At 63.7% G+C, this 20,584-nt stretch carries 18 protein-coding genes; 12 read left to right on the top strand and 6 right to left on the bottom strand.

Going from position 1 to position 20,584, the window contains the following annotated elements:
- Nucleotides 1-21: 21 nt before the first annotated feature.
- Nucleotides 22-2,199 carry an AAA family ATPase gene (locus tag A0W34_RS07510; protein ID WP_081557543.1) on the top strand — a complete coding sequence of 726 codons (2,178 nt, stop codon included), beginning with the start codon at nucleotides 22-24 and terminating at the stop codon, nucleotides 2,197-2,199.
- Between the two features lie 9 nt (nucleotides 2,200-2,208).
- The gene (locus tag A0W34_RS07505) at nucleotides 2,209-3,831 is read left to right on the top strand and encodes an amidohydrolase (protein ID WP_081557542.1); all 1,623 of its coding nucleotides are present in this window, start codon (nucleotides 2,209-2,211) and stop codon (nucleotides 3,829-3,831) included.
- Nucleotides 3,832-3,921: 90 nt separating this feature from the next.
- Here A0W34_RS07505 and A0W34_RS07500 read toward each other — a convergent pair whose 3' ends face one another.
- Nucleotides 3,922-4,074, bottom strand: coding sequence for a hypothetical protein (locus tag A0W34_RS07500; protein ID WP_003941486.1), 153 nt, complete (start codon nucleotides 4,072-4,074; stop codon nucleotides 3,922-3,924).
- Between the two features lie 198 nt (nucleotides 4,075-4,272).
- Between A0W34_RS07500 and A0W34_RS07495 the strand changes: the two genes are divergently transcribed.
- The gene (locus tag A0W34_RS07495) at nucleotides 4,273-5,511 is read left to right on the top strand and encodes an HNH endonuclease signature motif containing protein (protein WP_081557541.1); all 1,239 of its coding nucleotides are present in this window, start codon (nucleotides 4,273-4,275) and stop codon (nucleotides 5,509-5,511) included.
- An 88-nt stretch (nucleotides 5,512-5,599) separates the two neighbouring features.
- On the opposite strand, the gene A0W34_RS07490 is transcribed toward A0W34_RS07495, so the two are convergent.
- From A0W34_RS07490 to A0W34_RS07480, 3 genes are read right to left on the bottom strand one after another with little or no spacing between them, the layout of a single operon-like run.
- The gene (locus tag A0W34_RS07490; protein ID WP_029254792.1) at nucleotides 5,600-6,619 is read right to left on the bottom strand and encodes a DUF2804 domain-containing protein; all 1,020 of its coding nucleotides are present in this window, start codon (nucleotides 6,617-6,619) and stop codon (nucleotides 5,600-5,602) included.
- Nucleotides 6,620-6,621: 2 nt separating this feature from the next.
- Nucleotides 6,622-7,374 (bottom strand): isocitrate lyase/PEP mutase family protein, encoded by a 753-nt coding sequence (locus tag A0W34_RS07485; protein WP_007730096.1) that lies wholly within the window; start codon nucleotides 7,372-7,374, stop codon nucleotides 6,622-6,624.
- 46 nt (nucleotides 7,375-7,420) lie between these two features.
- Nucleotides 7,421-8,689, bottom strand: a complete 1,269-nt coding sequence (locus A0W34_RS07480; protein WP_003945041.1) for a cytochrome P450 — start codon at nucleotides 8,687-8,689, stop codon at nucleotides 7,421-7,423.
- 128 nt (nucleotides 8,690-8,817) lie between these two features.
- On the opposite strand from A0W34_RS07480, the gene A0W34_RS07475 reads away from it, so the two are divergent.
- From A0W34_RS07475 to A0W34_RS07460, 3 genes are all read left to right on the top strand, one after another.
- A complete protein-coding gene (locus A0W34_RS07475; RefSeq protein WP_042926208.1) occupies nucleotides 8,818-9,453 on the top strand; it encodes a TetR/AcrR family transcriptional regulator in 636 nt (211 codons plus the stop codon).
- A 9-nt stretch (nucleotides 9,454-9,462) separates the two neighbouring features.
- The gene (locus tag A0W34_RS07470; protein WP_075832576.1) at nucleotides 9,463-10,890 is read left to right on the top strand and encodes a hypothetical protein; all 1,428 of its coding nucleotides are present in this window, start codon (nucleotides 9,463-9,465) and stop codon (nucleotides 10,888-10,890) included.
- A 67-nt stretch (nucleotides 10,891-10,957) separates the two neighbouring features.
- On the top strand, nucleotides 10,958-12,337 hold the full coding sequence (locus A0W34_RS07460) for a hypothetical protein (RefSeq protein ID WP_223304380.1): 1,380 nt from the start codon (nucleotides 10,958-10,960) through the stop codon (nucleotides 12,335-12,337).
- On the opposite strand, the gene A0W34_RS07455 is transcribed toward A0W34_RS07460, so the two are convergent.
- Nucleotides 12,294-12,719 (bottom strand): NUDIX hydrolase, encoded by a 426-nt coding sequence (locus A0W34_RS07455; RefSeq protein WP_007730102.1) that lies wholly within the window; start codon nucleotides 12,717-12,719, stop codon nucleotides 12,294-12,296. The two genes, A0W34_RS07460 and A0W34_RS07455, sit on opposite strands and share 44 nt — an antisense overlap.
- A 190-nt stretch (nucleotides 12,720-12,909) precedes the next feature.
- Between A0W34_RS07455 and A0W34_RS07450 the strand changes: the two genes are divergently transcribed.
- The 6 genes from A0W34_RS07450 to mnhG are packed head-to-tail and all read left to right on the top strand — an operon-like array spanning nucleotide 12,910 to nucleotide 19,249.
- On the top strand, nucleotides 12,910-15,747 hold the full coding sequence (locus A0W34_RS07450) for a Na+/H+ antiporter subunit A (RefSeq protein WP_007730104.1): 2,838 nt from the start codon (nucleotides 12,910-12,912) through the stop codon (nucleotides 15,745-15,747).
- A complete protein-coding gene (locus A0W34_RS07445; protein WP_003945054.1) occupies nucleotides 15,744-16,376 on the top strand; it encodes a Na(+)/H(+) antiporter subunit C in 633 nt (210 codons plus the stop codon). Before A0W34_RS07450 ends, A0W34_RS07445 begins: the two co-directional genes overlap by 4 nt.
- Nucleotides 16,373-18,073 (top strand): Na+/H+ antiporter subunit D, encoded by a 1,701-nt coding sequence (locus tag A0W34_RS07440; RefSeq protein WP_003945059.1) that lies wholly within the window; start codon nucleotides 16,373-16,375, stop codon nucleotides 18,071-18,073. Before A0W34_RS07445 ends, A0W34_RS07440 begins: the two co-directional genes overlap by 4 nt.
- Nucleotides 18,070-18,642: a Na+/H+ antiporter subunit E gene (locus A0W34_RS07435; RefSeq protein ID WP_003945063.1), complete on the top strand. Its 573-nt coding sequence runs from the start codon at nucleotides 18,070-18,072 to the stop codon at nucleotides 18,640-18,642. Before A0W34_RS07440 ends, A0W34_RS07435 begins: the two co-directional genes overlap by 4 nt.
- Nucleotides 18,639-18,908, top strand: a complete 270-nt coding sequence (locus A0W34_RS07430; RefSeq protein WP_003945061.1) for a monovalent cation/H+ antiporter complex subunit F — start codon at nucleotides 18,639-18,641, stop codon at nucleotides 18,906-18,908. Before A0W34_RS07435 ends, A0W34_RS07430 begins: the two co-directional genes overlap by 4 nt.
- Nucleotides 18,905-19,249 (top strand): monovalent cation/H(+) antiporter subunit G, encoded by a 345-nt coding sequence (gene mnhG / locus A0W34_RS07425; RefSeq protein ID WP_003945045.1) that lies wholly within the window; start codon nucleotides 18,905-18,907, stop codon nucleotides 19,247-19,249. The genes A0W34_RS07430 and mnhG overlap by 4 nt, the downstream gene beginning before the upstream one ends.
- Here the strand turns inward: mnhG and A0W34_RS07420 are convergent.
- A complete protein-coding gene (locus A0W34_RS07420; protein WP_081557540.1) occupies nucleotides 19,215-20,582 on the bottom strand; it encodes a phosphatase PAP2 family protein in 1,368 nt (455 codons plus the stop codon). The genes mnhG and A0W34_RS07420 overlap by 35 nt on opposite strands.
- Between the last annotated feature and the right edge of the window lie 2 nt (nucleotides 20,583-20,584).

Genomic DNA, 20,584 nt, shown 5'->3' with positions numbered 1-20,584 from the left:
TCCACGACGTACTCTCGAGAGGTGACTTCGCCGGAACTCGCCCTCACCGTTCGACTCAACACCTCTGCCGCCGACCTACGCCGCGGGGTAGTGCGCTTGCACCCCGAAGCGTTGGCGGCGTTGGGCATCCGCGAATGGGATGCCATCGCACTCATGGGAGCCCGCGGCACCGCGACCGTCGCGGGCCGTGCGCCCACCGGAACCCCGGCAGGCACGATCCTTCTCGACGACGTCACCATGTCGAACGTCGGCCTGACCGAGAACTCTTCCGTCGTGGTCGGTCCGGTGACGGTGTACGGAGCGCGATCCGTCTCCGTCACCGGCTCGTCCATGGCGACAAATTCGATCAGCTCGACGGTTCTGCGACAAGCCCTTCTGGGCAAGGTCGTCAGCGTCGGCGACACGGTCTCGCTCCTCCCCCGCGATCTCGGTCCGGGTACGAGCACTTCCGAAGCCACCCAAGCGCTTTCCCGTACCTTCGGCGTCGCGTGGACATCCGAACTGCTCACCGTCACGGCCGTCGAACCTGCCGGTGGTCCGGTCAGCGTCCAGCCGAATTCGGCGGTCAACTGGGGTTCCGGCTCGGCGGGCACACTGACACCGAGTGCGCTTGTTTCCAGTCCGGCCGCCGTCGCAATCGAGCCTGCACCGTCGGTTCCGCTGGATCACCTCGTCGGCGCGCAGGCGCAGGCAGCCAAGCTGACCGAGTGGCTCGGCCTGGCACTCGACGAACCAGAACTGCTCCGTACGCTCGGCGCCTCACCGCACCTCGGCGTCCTCATCACGGGCCCCGCCGGCGTGGGCAAAGCCACGTTGGCCCGCTCGGTCCTGTCCTCGCGCAAACTTGTCGAACTCGACGGCCCGGGAGTCGGTGCCACCGAGGCGAATACCCGCCTGCAGCGAATCGTCGACGCCGTTGCTGCCGTGCGCGGCGGTGGTGTACTGCTGATCAGTGACATCGACGCTCTGCTTCCGGCCACCGCGGAACCGGTATCCGCACTGATCCTCGAACAACTGCGCAGCGCCGTCGCAACCCCGGGCGTGGCATTCGTCGCGACCTCCGCCCATCCGGAGACCGTCGACGCGCGCCTTCGCGGCCAGGATCTCTGCGATCGAGAACTCGCACTTACCCTGCCGGACGGCGCAACCCGCAAGGCGTTGCTCGAACTCCTGCTCCGCCGCGTGCCCACCGGAACCCTCGAACTCGACGCCATCGCCTCGCTCGCACCGGGATTCGTGGTCGCCGACCTCGCGGCGCTCTGCCGTGAAGCTGCCTTGCGAGCGGCGACGCGGGCCTCCAAATCCGGTGATTCTCCGGAGATCACGCAGGAAGATCTTGTCGGTGCCCTCGAAGTGATTCGGCCACTGTCTCGTTCGAGTACCGAAGAACTGTCGATCGGCAGCGTCACCCTCGACGACGTCGGCGACATGGTCGAAACCAAACAGGCGCTCACCGAGGCGGTGTTGTGGCCGCTGCAGCACCCCGACTCCTTCGCGCGCCTCGGTGTCGACCCACCCCGCGGCGTGCTCCTCTACGGCCCTCCTGGCTGCGGCAAGACGTATCTCGTTCGTGCCCTTGCCAGCTCGGGGCACCTCAGCGTTCATGCCGTGAAAGGCGCAGAGCTGATGGACAAGTGGGTCGGCGCCTCCGAAAAGGCCGTAAGAGAGTTGTTCCAGCGCGCACGCGATTCGGCGCCGTCGTTGATCTTCCTCGACGAAATCGACGCCCTTGCCCCGCGTCGTGGTCAAAGTTCCGACTCCGGGGTGTCGGATCGCGTCGTAGCCGCGTTGCTGACCGAACTCGACGGCGTCGAACCGCTACGCGACGTCGTGGTGTTGGGCGCCACCAATCGACCGGATCTGATCGACCCGGCTCTCTTGCGCCCCGGCAGACTCGAACGTCTCGTATTCGTACCGCCGCCGGATGCGGAGGCCCGCAAAGCGATTCTGCGTGCTTCCGGCAAGTCGGTACCGCTCGCCGAAGATGTCGATTTGGACATTCTGGCCGTCGATCTCGAGGGATACTCGGCAGCAGACTGCTCGGCTCTCCTGCGTGAGGCTGCACTCGCCGCCATGCGTCGGAGCATGGACGCGGCCGACGTGACGGCCGCGGACGTGGCAACCGCCCGTGAGAAGGTACGTCCCTCACTCGATCCCGAGCAGGTGGCACACCTACAGGCGTACGCGGACAACCGATAAGGACTGACCATGGCTGCTGATCTGGTTCTGTACGGCGACATCGTGACCATGCACGAGGAATCACCACGCGCCCAGGCGCTCGCCGTGACGGGCGGCCGGATCACAGCCGTCGGCGCGCGCACGGACGTCGAGAAACTGGTGGGGCCGGATACCCGCGTCGTCGACGTCGGAGGTGCCGCTGTTCTGCCGGGGTTCATCGAACCGCACGGTCACCCCCTGGAAGAAGCCATCGTTCTCGGGCCTGACGTCGTCGACATCCGGCCTGTCACGATCGCCGAGGCGGATGCCGTAGTTGCTGCCGTCGTCGACACTGTTCGTTCGCGAGGTGCTGCCGGCGCTTCTCTGAACGGTTGGGACCCGTTGCTGCAGAAGGGCCTACCCGATCCGACCATCGACTGGCTGGACTCCACAGCGCCGGAGTACCCCCTCGTGATCATGCACAACTCGGGACACGTCGCGTATTTCAACACGGCGGCAGCAGTGCAGGCCGGCATCACCCGCGATACCCCCGATCCGATCGGCGGATCGTACGGCCACGACGCGACGGGCGCACTCGACGGAGCCGCGTACGAAATGCCTGCGGTGTTCGCAGTCGCGGGCCACGCAGTCACCATCGGTGACGACTTCCCCGCACTGGTGGCGGCCGAATGCGCCCGGCTGAACGCCGCGGGAATCACCACCATCGCCGAATTGTCGTTCGACCCCAAGATGCGGCCCGCCCTGGCAGCGATAGCCGACGCCGGACTCCTCACCACCCGCCTGCGGCTCTACGAGATGTCCAACGACGCGCGCACTACCGAGGCGTCACCGGGCGACGGAAACGACCTGGTGCGCCAGATCGGCATCAAGGTCTGGTCCGACGGTTCACCGTGGGTCGGTAACATCGCCACCAGCTTCCCGTATCTCGATACCGAAGCCACCCGCGCGCTCGGGATCGCCTGCACGCACGGGCACGCCAACTACACCGGCGAACAGATCCACGACATCAGTTCCGCCTACTTCGCCAAAGGGTGGCAGATGGCGTGCCACGCCCACGGTGACGACGCGATCACCATGGTTCTCGATGCGTGGGAGCAACTTCTGAAGGAGCACCCCCGGCCCGATCACCGGTTGCGTCTCGAACACGTCGGCGCGATGCGTCCGGATCAGTTCGTCCGCGCGGCGGAACTGGGCGTCACGGTCAGCATCTTCATCGACCACCTGCACTACTGGGGTGACGTTCTGGTGGATGACCTGTTCGGCCCCGAATACGGATCCGTCTGGGCCGCAGCAGGTTCTGCGCTGGCAGCCGGGCAACGGTTCACCTTCCACAACGACGGTCCCGTCACCCCCGCCAATCCGCTACGGAATATGCAGGACGCCGTCACCAGACTTTCGCCCAGCGGCCGCGTCGTGGCACCCCAGGAACGGATCCCCGTGGATGCCGCAGTGCGCGCCCACACGGTCAACGCCGCGTGGCAGCTGTTCAGCGAAGATCACATCGGGTCCATCTTTCCCGGTGCCTACGCGGATCTTGTTGTGCTGTCGGCAAATCCCCTCGACGTCGAGCCGACCAGGCTGGCCGACATCACGGTGCTCGCCACCATCCTGGAGGGTCGGACGGTGTACGGAGACCTGAGCGCGATCGGCTGATCGGTCGCCGAACGCCGTGGACAAAGGCCGATAACCTTCTCTGCTCGAGTTCCAAGGATTGTTGCGAAAACGGAGACGGCGCAAGTGGTCTCAGGGTCCGGTGCGGATGTCGTCAACGACCTGAGCGATCGCATGTTTCGCCCAGGCCGTGATCTGCTCGTTCGTGTCGCGGTAGTACGGCAAGGCAACCAATGCAATCGACAGAGCCCATGCGCGGCCACGCGTCCAAGTGCCCTCGTCCACGTCAACATGAAGCCGGAATGTATGCCGAGTGCTCGGCGTCAGCAGAGTCCATGCAATGAGGCAGTCGAGATTGCCTGCCGCAAATCGAATGAAGATCCGAAAAGTCCCAAAAATCGGAATTGTCGAAAATTATTGCATAGGAACAGTTTTCGAGATACAAGTCTTGTGTTCGAAACTTTGTTCGATTAGACTTTCAGCATGGACAGTCGGGAAGCGTGGCAACTGGATAGCGAGGACCTCAAGAGCGAGGTTCTCGATCTGGTGCGCGCCCGACACGAGTTGCAGTCGCGGATGGTGCTGCTGATCGTGGAGATGTTTTCCCGGGAGGTTCTCGGCGGGAAGGGTTTTCGGGCGATCGCGCAATGGCTGCACGGGTCGACGAATCTGGAGATCGGTGAGTGCAGTCTGCTGGTCGGGTTGGCGCGGTTGTTGATGCTCGAACCCGTTGTGGGCGATGCGTTTCACCGCGGTGACGTTGATGCGTTGAAAGCCCGTCAGGTGGCGTCGTTTTGTCAGCATCCACCCAAGAACATGACGCCGGCGGATGTGGACAAGGCTCGCGGGATCTTGTTGGGGTTGGCGTCGAAGAACATTGCCGATTGTGATGCGGTGCGGGCGGCGATCCGCCGAATCGAGAAGCAGTACGGAAACCGTGAGGACGGCGTCCCGGTCGGCGAGGATTCGGAGCGTAACGAGTTCTACGCGTCGAAAGGTTTGTACGGGCGCGTGTCGGTGAAGGGTGATCTGGATGCGGTGAACGGGGCACGGTTGATCACGTTGTTGTCGAGTCTGTCTGCGCCGACGCCGGAGAAGGACGGTGTGAAGGACACGCGTACTCCGGCGCTACGACGGGCGGACGGGTTCTGCGAATTGTTGCGCCGGTACGAGCGGGCGGGGTTGGGTCCGATCGAGGGCGGGGTGAAACCGCACATCACTGTGACTGCGTCCGCGAAAGACATGACAGACCTCAAGGCGCTGAAAGACCTCTTGCCGTCGACTGAAGAACTGGGTTTCGCGTGGACGGATTGGGTAGGTCCGATCAGTATCGATACCGCGCGGATGTTGGCGTGCGACTGCACCGTGACGCGGATTTTGTTGGATGAGAATGGTGTTCCGCTCGAGTGCGGTAAGGAAGCGAGAACAGCGACGGTGCCGCAGAGGCGGGCGTTGGCGGTTCGTGATGGTGGGTGTGCGTTTCCGGGGTGCGGGACTCCGTCGGGGTGGTGCGATGCCCATCATATTGTTCACTGGAACGATGGTGGCCCAACGGATCTCGATAATCTGATTCTGTTGTGCGGTCATCATCATCGGACGCTGCACCACACGGAGTGGCGGGTGGAGATCGGCCCGGATCGGAAATCGGTGTTCTATCCACCGATGTCGATCGATCCGTTCCAGCGGCCGATCGGCGGGAACAGCCCACCAACAGCCGCCTGAAGTGAAACAACTCGAGACGCGAGCACCGGGGCACGATCATGCTCCGGTGCTCATGCTGCGTTCCGTCATCTTCGCGGAGACGTACGGCCTACCAGCGGTTCCGAACCTCCTCGGCAAATCCGAGGAGATCTCGAACCACCACGGAGGTACCGTCGTCGAGGATCACTGTGCCGGAGAACTTTCCGAACACCTGATGCTGAATCGAACGCAGCACCCCGACGTCGAAAGTCGCGGCACGGTCGATGATCGGCTCGAAAGTCATCTCGAAGCGACCATCGTTGCTCGAGAAGTTCCACGGAGCGCCGTCGTACGTTCCCTGCGGGATGCCGAAGTCGATCCTGTCCAGTTTGTGGGCCCGCCCTCCGACAAACACGATGTTCTCGCTGGCCGCCGTAGTATCGCCGAAGCCGTAACCGATGTTGAATCCGAACCGCTCGCCGTTCACCAGTCCGGATGCAGAACCCCAGTACCAGGTGTTGTCGTAAGTCCAGACTCCCCTGCCCCAATCGAGAACGCCGAACGAGTCTTCCGAGCGAAATGTGAAGTCGTCGCTCCCGATTCGCACGGTCCCGGCAGCGGGCAGGCAGTTGATCTTCTGGTTGTAGTAAAACGAACGGGACGCCTTCGGAAACGGTGTGGCGATCACCATCCGGTCATCGGCAGGACTCGCCAGGAACAAATCGGCATGAAGGCCTCGCCCACCGTCGAAAGCCGGGTAGTCGACAATCAGGTGGCGCCCACCGTCCACATGGCGAAACTCGAAGCGAGCTTTACCTTTCGACACCACCACATCACCGTCGTCCGCGCTTTCGGGCAGACCGAGCCTTCCCATCGGGAACGGCAGCATCACGTTTTCGGTGATCTCGTGTGGTGTTCGGAAATCGAGCCAGGAGACTCCGAGCAAGCCCATGTACCCGTTGTCGGCGACGGTCAACGCAATGCCGTAATCCGCAGTGAGAACGCAGTAGTAGTCCCACTCCTTGATCCGGAACTTGGGAGCGGTGATCGCAGAGCGTCGATACTTGCGAATCTCCGATGGGGCCCAACCCGTCTCGACCAAATGTCCGCGATCGTCGAGAAGCGGGCCGGGCGACATCAGTGTCTGCATTCTTACTTCCAGCGTCCCAAGATCTCGTTCGCACGGTTGGCCAATGCCATCTGGAAGAACGGACCGAAGCTCACACGTGCCACTCCGAGCGGACCGAAACTTGCCGGGTCGTCCTGATCCGGGATTCCGATCGCATTGATCGGAAGTGGGAGCTCGGACGTCAGGCGGCGCTGGGTCGCGTCGTCATGGCGCCCGACGGGGTAGAGAACGTCGGCGCCGGCGTCGGCCGCCAGCTTGAGGCGTGCGATGGCGCGATCGACGCGATCGGACTCGTCACCGACCTGCTTCACGAACAGGTCGGTGCGCGCGTTGACGACAACGTGAACTCCGGCTGCGTCGGCGGCCTGACGAAGCCCACCCACGAAGTCGGCGTGCTCCTGCGCCTCGCGCAAGCGTCCGCCTTCACTGTGAACGGTGTCCTCGATGTTGAGTCCGACAGCGCCGGCATCGATCAACCCGTCGATGAGAACTGCCGGCTCGAGCCCGTAACCACCCTCGATGTCCACCGAGATCGGGGCGTCGACCGCACCGGTGATCTGCTTGATCCGGTGCAGAAGTTCGTCGAAGGTGATGCCCTCGTTGTCCGGCTTGCCGATGGAATCGGAAACCGGATGACTGCCTACCGTCAGGGCTGCAAAACCGGCAGCCACCGCAAGATTCGCCGACCACGCGTCCCATACCGTCGGGAGAATGACCGGATTACCTGGCTGGTGCAACGCCAATAGAGCAGTTGCCTTGTCGTTGATCGAAGTCATGCGGTGGCTCCTCGAGATCGTGGGGTGTACCTCTCACCTACCGACTCTAGTGAGCGACCGGGCAGCCTGTGCTCTTGTAATCGACCTGGAACTCCTTGATGCCGTTGATCCAACCCGAGCGCAGACGGCGCGGATCACCGATCTTGGTGATGTCCGGGACGTTGTCGGCGATCGCGTTGAACATCAAGTCGATCTCCATACGAGCGAGGTTGGCACCGATGCAGAAGTGCGCGCCCGTTCCGCCGAAGCCCAAGTGCGGATTGGGGTTACGAGTGATGTCGAACGTCATCGGGTTCTCGAAGACGTCCTCGTCGAAGTTCGCGGAGCTGTACAGCATCACCACGCGCTGCCCCTTCTTGATCGACACTCCTGCCAATTCCGTGTCCTCGAGCGCGGTGCGCTGGAAGGCGGTGACGGGTGTCGCCCAACGGACGATCTCGTCGGCCGTCGTCTTGGGACGTTCCTTCTTGTACAGCTCCCACTGCTCGGGGTTGTCCAGGAACGCGATCATTCCGTGCGTGATGGCGTTGCGAGTGGTCTCGTTCCCTGCGACCGCCAGGATGAGCACGAAGAACCCGAACTCCTCCGGGCTCAAGGAGTCGCCGTCGATGTCGGCCTGGACCAGAGTGGTGACGATGTCGTCTGCCGGGCAGGTACGACGTGCGTCTGCCATTTGGTACGCGTATCCGAGGACCTCGGTGGACGCGACTGCCGGATCACCCTGGTATTCCGGGTCGTCGTAGCCCATCATCTCGTTGGACCACTTGAACAGCTTGTCCCGATCGTCCTGCGGTACACCGATCAGATCCGCGATCGCTTGGAGCGGCAGCTCGCTGGCAACCTGCTTCACGAAGTCGCCCGGGCCTTCGCTCACAGCGGTGTCGACGATGCTCCGTGCACGACGATCCAATTCGTCGCGCATGCCGTTGATCGCGCGAGGCGTGAACAGCTTCGAAATCAGCTTGCGGAGCTTGGTGTGCTCCGGTGCATCCTTGTTGAGCAGAAGATGCCGGAGCATCTCGACGGCCTCACGTGGCATGTCGTCGGCGAAACGCGCGATCGCGGTGTTCTCCCAGCTCGAGAACACATCGCTGCGCTGGCTGACCTCTTTGACGTCAGCGTGACGCGAGACCACCCAGTAGCCCTCGTCCTGGAATCCACCGACCGTCGGCGGCTGCTCACACCACCACACGGGTGCGTTGCGACGCAGTTCGGCGAATTCCTCGAAAGGGATCCGCTCCCCGAGGACAGCAGGATCGGTGACGTCGAATCCGGCCGGCAGGTCAGGCGTGCGTGTTGTGTCCGAGATGGTCATGGCGTCCTCTGATCGGTCGAATGTGCGCTACACCACAGAGTAGCTTTCACTAACGGACTGTCAAGTGAAAGACGGAGAGTCTCGTGCAACTGACCCGTGAGAGCCCCCGCGGCACTAGGATCCTGGTAATGACAGATACCTCCGGCAGACTGACGCTGCGAGAGAAGCAGAAGCAGCGAACCCGCGCAGACCTCGTGGATGCCGCCGGCGCGCTCTTCACCGAACGCGGATACGCGGCTGTCACCGTCGAGGACATCGCCGGCCGGGTCGGTTGCAGCCGAGCCACCTTCTACCTGCACTTTCCCGGAAAGATCGACATCCTCAAGGCGCTCGGCTCGAACACCGTCGTATCCAGCACCCTCGCCATATTCCAGGATCTCGACCACGTACTCGATTCCGGTTCGCGCGAAGAATTCGCCGGCTGGATCAACCGCGCTCTCGACTGGTGCCGCGATCACCACCACATGATGCGGGCGTGGGACGAGGCCATGGTCCTCGAACCCGAGTTCCGCACACTGGCCCGCGAAGGCATCTCTGCACTGCCCAACGCGATGCCGTCGTACCTCGCCCGTTGGCCGCAGAGCCGACACGACGAGGCGAAACTCCGGGTCGAACTCCTGCTGACACAGGTCGAGCGCTTCTTCATTCGCTGGGCGGAACAGGGCGCGATCACCGCGGGTGCGGACGTCGCAGCAGACGTTCTCACCGACATCTGGTTTCCGGCACTCACGCCGCCCACGACCGATGTCGCGGCGCCGCGATAGGTTGGCCCGATGCCACTCGATCTTCGAGCGATCCTCACCACCGTCGCTGCGCTCCTGTCCGGGATACTCGCGGCGCTGGCCCTGACCAATCCGGTTGTCCGTGACTGGGCCATCGTGGCCTCCCCGTCGGAAGTAGATCGCTGGATCAGCAGTGGACCGACTGCTGTCGGGCTCGGCGCCGTGGTTGCCGTACTTGCCTGCGCACTCTCACAGCGTCGCGGCTCCCGTCGGGCAGCCTGGATCGCGATCACCGTCGGGGTCGCCGTCATCGCGATCATTCGGACAGTCGTGCCCGAGGTTGCGTCACTGGACCTGCTGATCGCCGTGATCATCGTCAAAAGTGTTGCAGCCGGCGCGATTCTGGGTTGTGTGGTTGCCGTCAGTTGGGATCGCACCGCCACGAAGAACGCCACCCTCCTCGGCGTGCTTGCCGCCTTCCTCGCGGTTCGCACGTTCGCCGGCGGGACGGGCCGAATGAGTACGTCTTCGGTAGGTGAGCCGTCGTGGTGGCTGATCGGCGCCACGGCCGCAGCAGCAATCGCCTGTGCAGTGACCGCGCAATCCGGCTTCCGGATCCGCAAGCCCGACGCGGGCGAAATCCGCATCGCGCTCGTGGTGATCGCCGCGCTGGCGATCGGGCATCGAGTGCTCGGCGCCGTGATCGATCGCCAGCAGTACGCGTCCGAGGCAACTGCCTGGATCGTCATGGTCTTGGCAGCGGGCGCTGCGCTCGCGTTGACATGGATCGCCGCCTACCGTCTCGGCGACACCTCCGGTGCTGGTGGCAAGTTCCTCTGGGCCGCAACCGCTCTGGCCGCTGCGTCGGCTCCGCTGTTCGTCGACATCGCGAAGGGTTCCGGCCACTGGGGAGACCTGAAGTCCCCCTGGGTACTGGTGCTTTTCGCAGCCCTGCCGGTCGCCGTCGGATTGCGACTGCACAAGCAGGTGCCAAACCTCGTTCCCATCGCCGTTCTCGTTGCGGTACCGCTGTCAGAACTACTGCCCTTCGACTCCACGCACGGTGTCTGGTCAATCGCACTGAAGATCGCCTCGCTGGGTCTCGCCGCCGGATTGCTGTTCGGTGCCCTGGCTCCCGGCAGCCTGGTCGACGCCACACTCGGACTCGCCATTCCCTTTGCCGCAATGACCTTCTCGTCGATCGCCATTCTCACCGATCAGCTCACCGCGCCGCCAGAGTTGACAGCGGCAGACATTCAGCGATTGATGGAACTTCCCATCCCGGCGCACGTCAGCGCCAACGGAGGACTATTCGGACGCGGAATAGGCATCACCATCGACTACGTCACCCCTCAGACCGTCGGCGCTGCAATCCTCTTCGCCTTGATCATCGGCTTCTGCGGTGCAGCGATCCTCCGACGGTCCCATCCACCCTTCGACACCACGGAATCTCGGATCGAACCGGAGCCAGTCGACTGACACACCGTCACCGGACTGAGACCTGCTATTGCGGTGCAACTGGTACCGGATTGACTATTTTGGAGCAGTGCCCATCGCCCGCAGGACGCTGCTCGTCGCGCTGAGTGGTGTGACGGCATTCGTCGTCACCGTCGTCGCCTTGGCACCGTTCGTGAACAGCCAGTCGACGTCGATTTCGACGGGCGACAGGTTCTGGTCGATCTCGACGATCGGCGCCGGCGTTCTGGCTGTCGTCGCGGTCGGGACAGCCGCGATGATGGCCCGCTGCCGCTTGCGGACCGCGGCCATGACGGTCTTCGGTGGACTCCTACTCGAACTGCCCGGGCTCTACGATCACAACTTCGAGGCACTCTCACCCGTGGGTGCGGGAGTCGCTGTCGGCGCGGTCACGGTTGCTGCCGCTCCCCGGGTCCGAGCCGCTTCCGTCGCGGGAACGATTGTTGCCGTGCATGTCTCGGATTCACTCCTCGACGAAGACGCTATTCCTCGGCGGTACGCGGACTACATCGCCGACAACACCAACCAGTTTCAACCACCAGTGTTGGGGGCAACACTGCTCGCGCTCGCTTTGGCCGCCGCCTGCGTCGCCGCGTTCTGGTTCCACGACTTCGACAAGGACCACCCCAAGGAACGGATGGCCGTTCGACCGGTGACTATCGCGGCGGTGCTCACTCTCTTCGGGGTCGCTGCGAATTGGTGGTTCGAGATCACCACCGTCACGGCGGCGGTGCCTCTACTACTCGTCGCGCTGGTGATCACGGTGATCTGCGCGCGGGTGCTGGGCGACGGCAGTCGAATCCTGCTGATGTGTACCGCTGCCGTCGCAACTCTGGCGGCGGTCTCGGCGAACCGTCCCGCAACCGAAGCCATGGAATGGTCGAAAACCCCCGCCTCCACCGCCGTCGTGATCGGACTCGTCATCGTCGCCGCGGCAGCGATCGGCGCGATCGCTCCCTCGCGAGTCGTCGGCTACGGATTGCTCCTGACGGTCACGGTCGCCGGGATCGTCAGCTACGCCACGTCGCCGTCGCCGAAGATCGGTGACGTTCTCACGATCAGCGATCTTCTTGTCGCCTTCACCGCTGCGGTCGTCACATACGCGATCGCCAGCGCGATGTACCGAGAGCCACCGCGGACCGGAGCGTCGCGAGCACTCGTCGGACTCGGTGTCATCTTCGGCCCGACGGCGCTGGCCCTGCTCGTCTATCCGCAGTTCGACTACGGATGGACGGCGTACACGCCGCTCGACGAGAACAAGCCCTTCAACGGCATCACGACGGTCGGCCCGTTCGAAATCTCGACCGACATTCTGATACTCGACGCCGTGGCGCTGATCATCGTGGCCGTCTGCGCCTACGTGAGTCTCCGATTGGGGCGGATCAATCGATCCGTTCCTCCGCCGATCAGTCGATCAGATCCATCGACGCCAGGCGATGGAACACTTTGAGCGATCCGGGCGCCACCTCGTCCATCGCTGCGTACTCGGCGAGCGTGAAGTAGCGGAACTCGGCGATCTCGCTGGTCGGGTGCGGGTCTCCGGCCATCTCCGCCAGATAACAACTCATGTGCAGGCCCGTGTCCGCGGAATGTCCGAAAGCGTGAGCCTCGAAGACGTCGAGGAACGTGACCGTCCCGTCGACCAGATCGACGTCGAGTTCCTCCCGAATTTCGCGGTGCAGTGCCTGCTCGGGCGTCTCCCCCGGGTCGATCTTTCCGCCGGCCATGTAGAACGCCGTCTTGCCCACGGAGCGGGTCTGGATCAGCTTGCGGTCACGAATGTGTGCAAGGGCAGCGGTACGGATGATCGTGGTGGGTGTCGACGAATTCACGTCGTCCAACCTACGTGTATCAGCGAGTGCCGATGATGTCCGAATCGACTCGCTGCACATCGAAACTGCCACGCCCGGTAATATGTACGCAAAGACAACCTCTCCGACAAGGTGAATTGTCTCGTTAATCCGATAGGTTCGATTTTGTTCGGACACCCCGCCGCCCGCTGACAACACGACGGAGTGCCTTTTGCTCGCTATCTTGCTTGCCCATGCCGTTGCCGCCCTCTTGGCTCCGCTTGTGGTGCGCAGGTTAGGGCGAAACGGCTTCTTCCCCCTCGCGATAGTCCCCCTCGCCGGCCTCGGCTGGGTCATCGACAAATGGGGCACCGTCGAGACGCTGCACATCACCTGGGTTCCAGGGCTGTCGATGGACATCGACTTCAGGTTCGACGCGCTTTCGGCCATCATGGCCGTGCTCGTCCTGGGTGTCGGCACGCTCATCCTGGTCTACTGCGCCCGCTATTTCACCGACGACGAACCTCGACTCGGTATCTTCGCCGCCGAGATGGTCGCCTTCGCGGGTGCCATGTTCGGGCTAGTGACCAGCGACAACATGCTGCTTCTCTACGTGTTCTGGGAACTGACAACGGTCCTGTCGTTCCTGCTCGTGGGTCACTACGCCGAACGCGCCACCAGCCGCCGCGCCGCGACCCAGGCACTGCTGGTCACCACCGCGGGTGGTCTGGCGATGTTGGTCGGCATGATCATCCTCGGCCAGGTCGGCGGCAGCTACAACCTGTCCGAACTGGTCGCGAACCCGCCGACGGGGTGGCTCCCGTCCGTCGCGATCGTCCTGATCCTGATCGGTGCGCTCTCCAAATCGGCAATCGTGCCCCTGCACTTCTGGCTTCCCGGTGCAATGGCCGCGCCAACCCCTGTCAGCGGTTATCTTCACGCTGCTGCAATGGTCAAGGCCGGTATCTACCTCGTCGCGCGCCTGGCTCCCGGGTACGCCGATTCGCCGCCGTGGCGCATCACCATCATCAGTTTGGGTCTGCTGTCGATGATCCTCGCCGGTTGGCGAGCCATGCGCGCGTACGACCTCAAACTCGTCCTCGCCTTCGGAACCGTCAGCCAACTCGGCTTCATGATGGTCCTGGTCGGCATCGGCACGCGTGACGCCGCCCTGGCCGGCATGACGATGGTCGTGGCGCACGCGATGTTCAAGGCCGCACTCTTCATGGTCGTTGGCATCATCGATCACACGACCGGTACCCGTGACCTGCGCAAACTTGCTCACCTGGGTAAAGCGGCACCCGCTCTCGCGATCATCGCGAGCCTCGCTGCCGCCAGCATGGCCGGTCTGCCACCGCTACTCGGATTCGTCGGCAAGGAAGCCGCACTCGAATCGGTGCTCGAAACGAACGCGCTCGGCCACTGGTCGTCCATCGCCGTCGTCACGGTGATCGTGTTGGGCTCGATCCTCACCGTCGGCTACAGCGTACGCTTCATCTGGGGCGCCTTCGGACGTAAGACCCTGAGCAAGCCCAGCCCAGCCGTGAGCAAGATGCACAAGCCGGGTTGGCTGTTCCTGTTCGCGCCCGGCCTGCTCGCTGTTCTCGGTCTGGCCGCCGGCATTCTCTCGCCCCAGCTCGAGAAGCTGCTGACCCCGTACTCCACCACACTGGCCCCCGGACCTCACGCCGACTACCACCTCGCGCTGTGGCACGGATTCAACACTCCGCTGCTGCTCACCTGCATCGTCATCGCCGGCGGCATCGCGCTCTACATCGCGCAGCGTCAGATCAGCCGACTGCACTTCGAGCACCCGCCGCTCGGCAACGCCGACCGTATCTACGACGCGACCCTGCGCGGCATGGACACCATCTCGATGCGCCTGACCGGTGCCACTCAGCGTGGTTCGCTCCCCCGCACACAGTCGACGATTCTCGCGACGCTGGTCGTTGTGCCGCTGTTCCTGCTGATCATCGACACCGATGGCGGCGGAGTCGACCTTCGGATGTGGGATTCACCCATCCAGTTCACTATCGCGCTGATGATGATCTCGGCCGCCATCGCCGCGACGCTGATGCGCAACCGACTCGCCAGCGTCATCCTCGTCGGACTCACCGGCTACGGCTGCGGCGTGTTGTTCGCGCTGCACGGCGCACCCGACCTCGCGCTGACCCAGTTCCTCGTCGAGACACTGACACTGGTGATCTTCGTGCTCGTGCTCCGGAAGTTCCCCGCCGAAGTCGACGAGAGCAAGGCGATCGGCTTCAAGTGGCCGCGTGCCGCACTCGCTGTCGCCGTCGGTATCACCGTCACCACCATCGCGGCCTTCGCGACCAATGCCCGAAACACTCGTCCGATCTACGAGCTGCTTCCCGACGCTGCCTACGACCTGGGCAACGGCAAGAACGTCGTCAACGTCCTACTCGTCGACATCCGCGCATGGGACACCCTCGGTGAGATCTCGGTGCTGCTGGTAGCTGCGACAGGCGTCGCCAGCCTCGTCTTCCGCAACCGCCGGTTCGGTATCGCGCCGCGCGTCGCGGACGCCCCCTCCGTCATCGTCGACAAGGCAGCTGCCAACTCGGACACGACGTGGTTGCGCGGCGGAGACCTCATCGATCCTCGACACCGTTCGCTGGTTCTCGAGGTCACCACGAGGTTGATCTTCCCGACCATCATGGTGTTGTCGATCTACTTCTTCTTCTCCGGTCACAATGCCCCCGGTGGCGGTTTCGCCGGAGGCCTGACGGCGGGCCTGGCGCTGGTACTTCGGTACCTCGCCGGCGGACGCTACGAACTCGGTGAAGCCGTACCCATCGACGCGGGCAAGATTCTCGGCCTCGGTTTGGCGCTGGCCGCGGGCACCGCCCTGGTGTCGCTGTTCCTCGGCGCCCCGGCGCTCTCGTCCGCCGTCTTCGAGTTCACACTCCCGCTCATCGGCCACGTCAAACTGGTCACCGCACTGTTCTTCGACCTGGGCGTCTACCTCATCGTGGTCGGCCTGGTCCTGGACGTACTCCGAAGTCTCGGCGCCCGCCTCGACGCAGAAATCGAGGTGAAAGCACCATGAGCGCAAACATCGGAATGCTGATCCTGATCGGCGTCCTCACGTCGGCCGGTGTCTACCTGCTGATCGAACGAAGCATCACTCGGATGCTGCTCGGTCTACTTCTATTCGGCAACGCCATCAACCTCTTGATCCTGACCGTCGGTGGATCGGACGGGAATCCGCCCATCGTCGGCCGAGATTCGGTCCACGAGGAAATAGCGGATCCGCTCGCCCAGGGCATGATCCTGACGGCGATCGTGATCACGATGGGTATCGCCGGCTTCGTTCTGGCACTGGCGTACCGGTCTTACAAGATCAACACCGCCGACGCCGTCGAGGACGATCCCGAGGACACCAAGGTTCTCAAGCGTCGCCTGCCTGCCGACGCTCCCGACCACGACCGCTCCGACGACCCGGTCACCGGTGCCCCGAGCATCGGCGGCGACGCATTCGACAAGGACGGCAACCCTATTCCCCTCGAACAACTGGTCAACCTCGAGGACATCGAATGCTACGACGACCTCCACGACGGCGACTTCGAGGACGAACCGGTACCCGACTGGGCCACCGACCTTGCTCGTAAGAAGGAATCCGAGAAGCGGCGCAAAGACGCTCGCCAGACCAAGATCGAGGGAGGTGGAGGCGCATGACCATCTCGGACAACCTGATGGGAGCCCTTGCGCCCCTGCCCGTCTTGATCCCGATGCTGGCCGCAGCTGCGACGCTGGTCGTCGGCCGACGTCCTCGTTTCCAGCGCGTGATCACACTGATCGCGCTCGTCGGCGTCGTCGCGGTGTCGGGCTTGCTGCTCTACCTCGCCGACCGCGACGGTACGACGGCCGTTCAGGTCGGCGGCTGGGACTCCCCCATCGGCATCACACTCGTGGTCGACCGTCTCTCGGCGATGATGCTCGTGGTCTCGTCGGTGGTGTTGCTCGCCGTCATGATCTACGCGATCGGTCAGGGTATCCGCGACGGCAGCGAGGCCCAGCCGGTCTCGATCTTCCTGCCGACCTATCTCGCATTGACCGCCGGTATCTCCAACGCGTTCCTCGCCGGTGACCTCTTCAACCTGTACGTCGGATTCGAGGTTCTGCTCGCTGCGAGTTTCGTGCTCCTGACGCTCGGTGCCAGCGCCGACCGCGTCCGGGCCGGTGTCTCGTACGTGATGGTCTCGATGGTGTCCTCGCTGATCTTCCTGGCGGGCATCGCCTTCGCCTACGCGGCGACCGGCACCCTCAACATGGCCGACATGGCCCTGCGCTTCGACAACATTCCGCCGGGCACACGAACCGCCATCTTCGCTGTCCTTCTCGTGGCGTTCGGCATCAAGGCTGCGGTCTTCCCGCTGTCCGCGTGGCTACCGGACTCGTATCCGACCGCGCCCGCACCGATCACCGCCGTCTTCGCCGGGTTGCTCACCAAGGTCGGTGTGTACGCGATCATCCGCGCGCATTCACTGCTGTTCCCGCAAGGGGAACTCGACAACGTACTGATGGTGTGCGGCCTGCTCACGATGGTGGTCGGCATCATGGGTGCCATCGCGCAGAGCGACATCAAACGTCTGCTCTCGTTCACACTGGTCAGCCATATCGGTTACATGATCTTCGGTATCGCACTGTCCACGACGTCCGGGCTGTCCGGCGCGATCTACTACGTCGCCCACCACATCATCGTGCAGACGACGCTCTTCCTCGTCGTGGGTCTGATCGAACGACAAGCCGGGTCGTCGTCGCTGCGCCGTCTCGGCGGTCTGGCGGCGGCCAGCCCGATCCTCGCGATCGTCTTCCTGATCCCGGCGCTGAATCTCGGTGGTATCCCGCCGTTCTCGGGCTTCATCGGCAAGGTCGCGCTCCTTCAGGCCGGTGCGGCCGACGCCAGCGCGTTGGCTTGGATCCTCGTTGCCGGCGGCACGATCACCAGCTTGCTGACGCTCTACGCCGTCGCCCGCGTGTGGACCAAGGCTTTCTGGCGAGCCCGGGCCGACGCGCCCGAAGGTGACCTCGCCGACGTCAGCCCGTCAGCGTTGATCGACGAGTCCGAAGAGGACATCGCGTTCGTCGACCGCGAGGATGTCGGCAAGATTCCGCTCTTCATGCTGATTCCGACGGTCGGACTTGTCATCGTCGGTCTGGCACTGACGGTGTTCGCGGGCCGGATCATCGACATCAGCGACAGAGCGGCGAAGGACCTGCAGGACCGGTCCATCTACATCGACGCGGTTCTCGGCAACCACCGGCCCGTGCCGGTCGACGAAGCTCCCGTCGCTGCAGACGACCCCGCAGCCGTTCCGAATACCGAGGCCCCGAACACCGACGTCCCGAATACCGAGGAGGCTCCGCGATGAAACGCGAACAGGTACTCCGCGTCGGGATCCTGCTGTGGCTGATGGTCGTATGGATCCTGTTGTGGGGCAACATCAGTTTCGGCAACATCTTCGGCGGACTCGCCGTCGGCCTGATCATCATGGTCCTGCTTCCCCTCCCCCGCGTACCGGTCGAGGGTCGGGTACATCTGCTGTCGATTCTGCGTCTGCTGTGGATGATCGTGTACTACGCGATCCAGTCGAGTATCCAGGTCGCGTGGCTGGCGATCCGTCCGTCGCCGCCGCCGGTCACCGGAGTTCTGCGGTACCAACTCGGGATCAAGTCCGACCTGGTTCTCACGCTGTGCATCGACGTTCTCAACCTGATCCCCGGCACGATGGTTCTCGAGATCGACCAGAACCGACGCATCGTCTACGTCCACGTGCTCGACGTCGGCTCGCAGAAAGCCGTCAGCGCGTTCTACCGCTCGGTGGAGGACCTCGAGCGGTTGTTCATCGCGTCGTTCGAACGTGATTCGGACTGGCAACCCAGCCCATGGCACCAGCGCGACTACGAATTCGATGCACCCCGGCAGGAGGACCAACCATGAACGGGTTCATCACCACGATCTTGATCATTTCCGGAGTGATTCTGCTGATCGCCGCCGTACTGACCACGTTCCGATTGCTCGACGGTCCGAGCTCACTCGACCGCCTCGTCGCCCTGGACACGATCATCGCGGTCTCGATGTGTGGACTCGCGGTCTGGGCCGCGTACAGCAAAGACACGACCATCGTTCCCGCGATCGTCGCGCTGGCGCTGGTCGGCTTCATCGGTTCGGTGTCCGTCGCGCGCTTCCGGGTGAGTGACCAGTGATCGGCAACATCCTCGACACGATCGGGGCCATCTCCATCTTCCTCGGCGCGCTGCTCGCGCTGACCGCCGCGGTGGGAATCGTTCGCTTCCCCGACACTCTGCGGCGTATGCACGCGGCCACGAAACCTCAGGTGGTCGGACTGATCCTGGTCCTGATGGGCGCCGTGTTCCTGCTTCGTGGGAGCGTCGACATCTGGATGTTGGTCCTGGTGGGCATCTTCACGCTGCTGACGGCGCCCGTGATCGCGCACAGCGTCGGCCGAGTCGCCTACCGCGAACAGCGCGAAGAGGACGACCTCATGAAGATCAACGAGCTGGAAGACCCGGACTCTCTCCTGTAACGGCATCCCACTCGCCGTCGCGCTCGCCCCACACCGCAAGAGCAGTGCCGGGGCGGGCGAAGAAGGTGGCGAAGTACGCCACCGACATCAGAACCAGGACAGCCATCAGCAGCGGCCCGAAGATCGCCGGGTACTCGGCCATCTGCACCGCAGCGAACCGGTACGAGAGCAACAATCCCGCCAGGAGTGCCGAGCCACCGATCAACAGACGCACTCGGAACCACCCCCAGCCTCGCTCCGGATCCCGTAGCGCCGCATCGAGGGTCAAGCACAGGACGGCACCGGCAATGAGGTCGACGCCGTAGTGGAATCCGAAACCGAGCGTCGCGGTCAGGGTCGCAACGAGCCAGAACGATCCCAGGCTGCGAATCCACCACGGCCCGCTGCGCGAGTGGATGAACAGCGCGACTGCCCACGCGGTGTGCAGGCTCGGCATGCAGTTTCGCGGTGCGGCGTCGTCGAACGGCAGCGACGACGGTGATGCGAAGTCGAAGTTGGGCACGATGTTCGGCCAGTAGTCACCGATCTGGAATCCGAACCCACGCGGACCGAAGGCGAACACCGGGCCGACCACCGGGAACAGGACGTAGAAGATCGGGCCGATCAGCCCGATGAGCAGGAACGTGCGCAGCAGGTGATGCGACGGCCATCCCTTACGTACTTGATAGAGAGCAACCACGATCACCGCGACCGGCAGTTCGACGTAGATCCAGTCGAGGGCTGCTGCACCGACGGGGCCCATCGCGTCGACGATCTGGCCCATCACCCACGACGGATTCCCGAGAGCCTGGTCGGCGAGGAACACGTACTCGTCCCACACGTCGGTGCCGACGAGAATGGTGATCTCCAGCCACGTCTCGGCAACCTTGGCCGCGATGATGAGCAACGCGCCCAGCGCGACGCCGTGCAGAACGCTGAGTCGACGCTCGCCGGACAACTTCCACACCGCGTACACCGCGATGGCCGTCAGCACCCAGGTGCCGCCGGTGCCCATCGTCAGCGGTCCACCCGAGAACCAGCGGATCGCGCCGACGACCACGTCGATCACGACGGCCGCGGATACCGCGTAGATGCGTTCTTTGTTGTTCAGTCCGACGAGCGCGAGAGCGAGGCCCACCCAAGGCATGGTCGCGGAGCGGGGAACGAGGAAGTAGTCACCGAACAGGCTTTCCACCGGACCGAGATAGCCCTTGTACGACGCGAACGCCTGCACGCCCAGGACCAGCAGGGTCAATGCTGCTGTGCCGATCAGAAGGAGTCGGTGAGAACTCGCCCACGAACGGTCCGACTGTCCGGGTGCGCCCCCTCGTTGGGACCAACTGTCTATCAACACCG

Source organism: Rhodococcus sp. BH4, assembly GCF_002079265.1.
In the GTDB taxonomy this organism is placed as follows: domain Bacteria; phylum Actinomycetota; class Actinomycetes; order Mycobacteriales; family Mycobacteriaceae; genus Rhodococcus_F; species Rhodococcus_F qingshengii.
The sequence above is the reverse complement of the archived record's forward strand: the minus strand, read 5'-3'. Positions and strand labels throughout refer to the sequence as shown.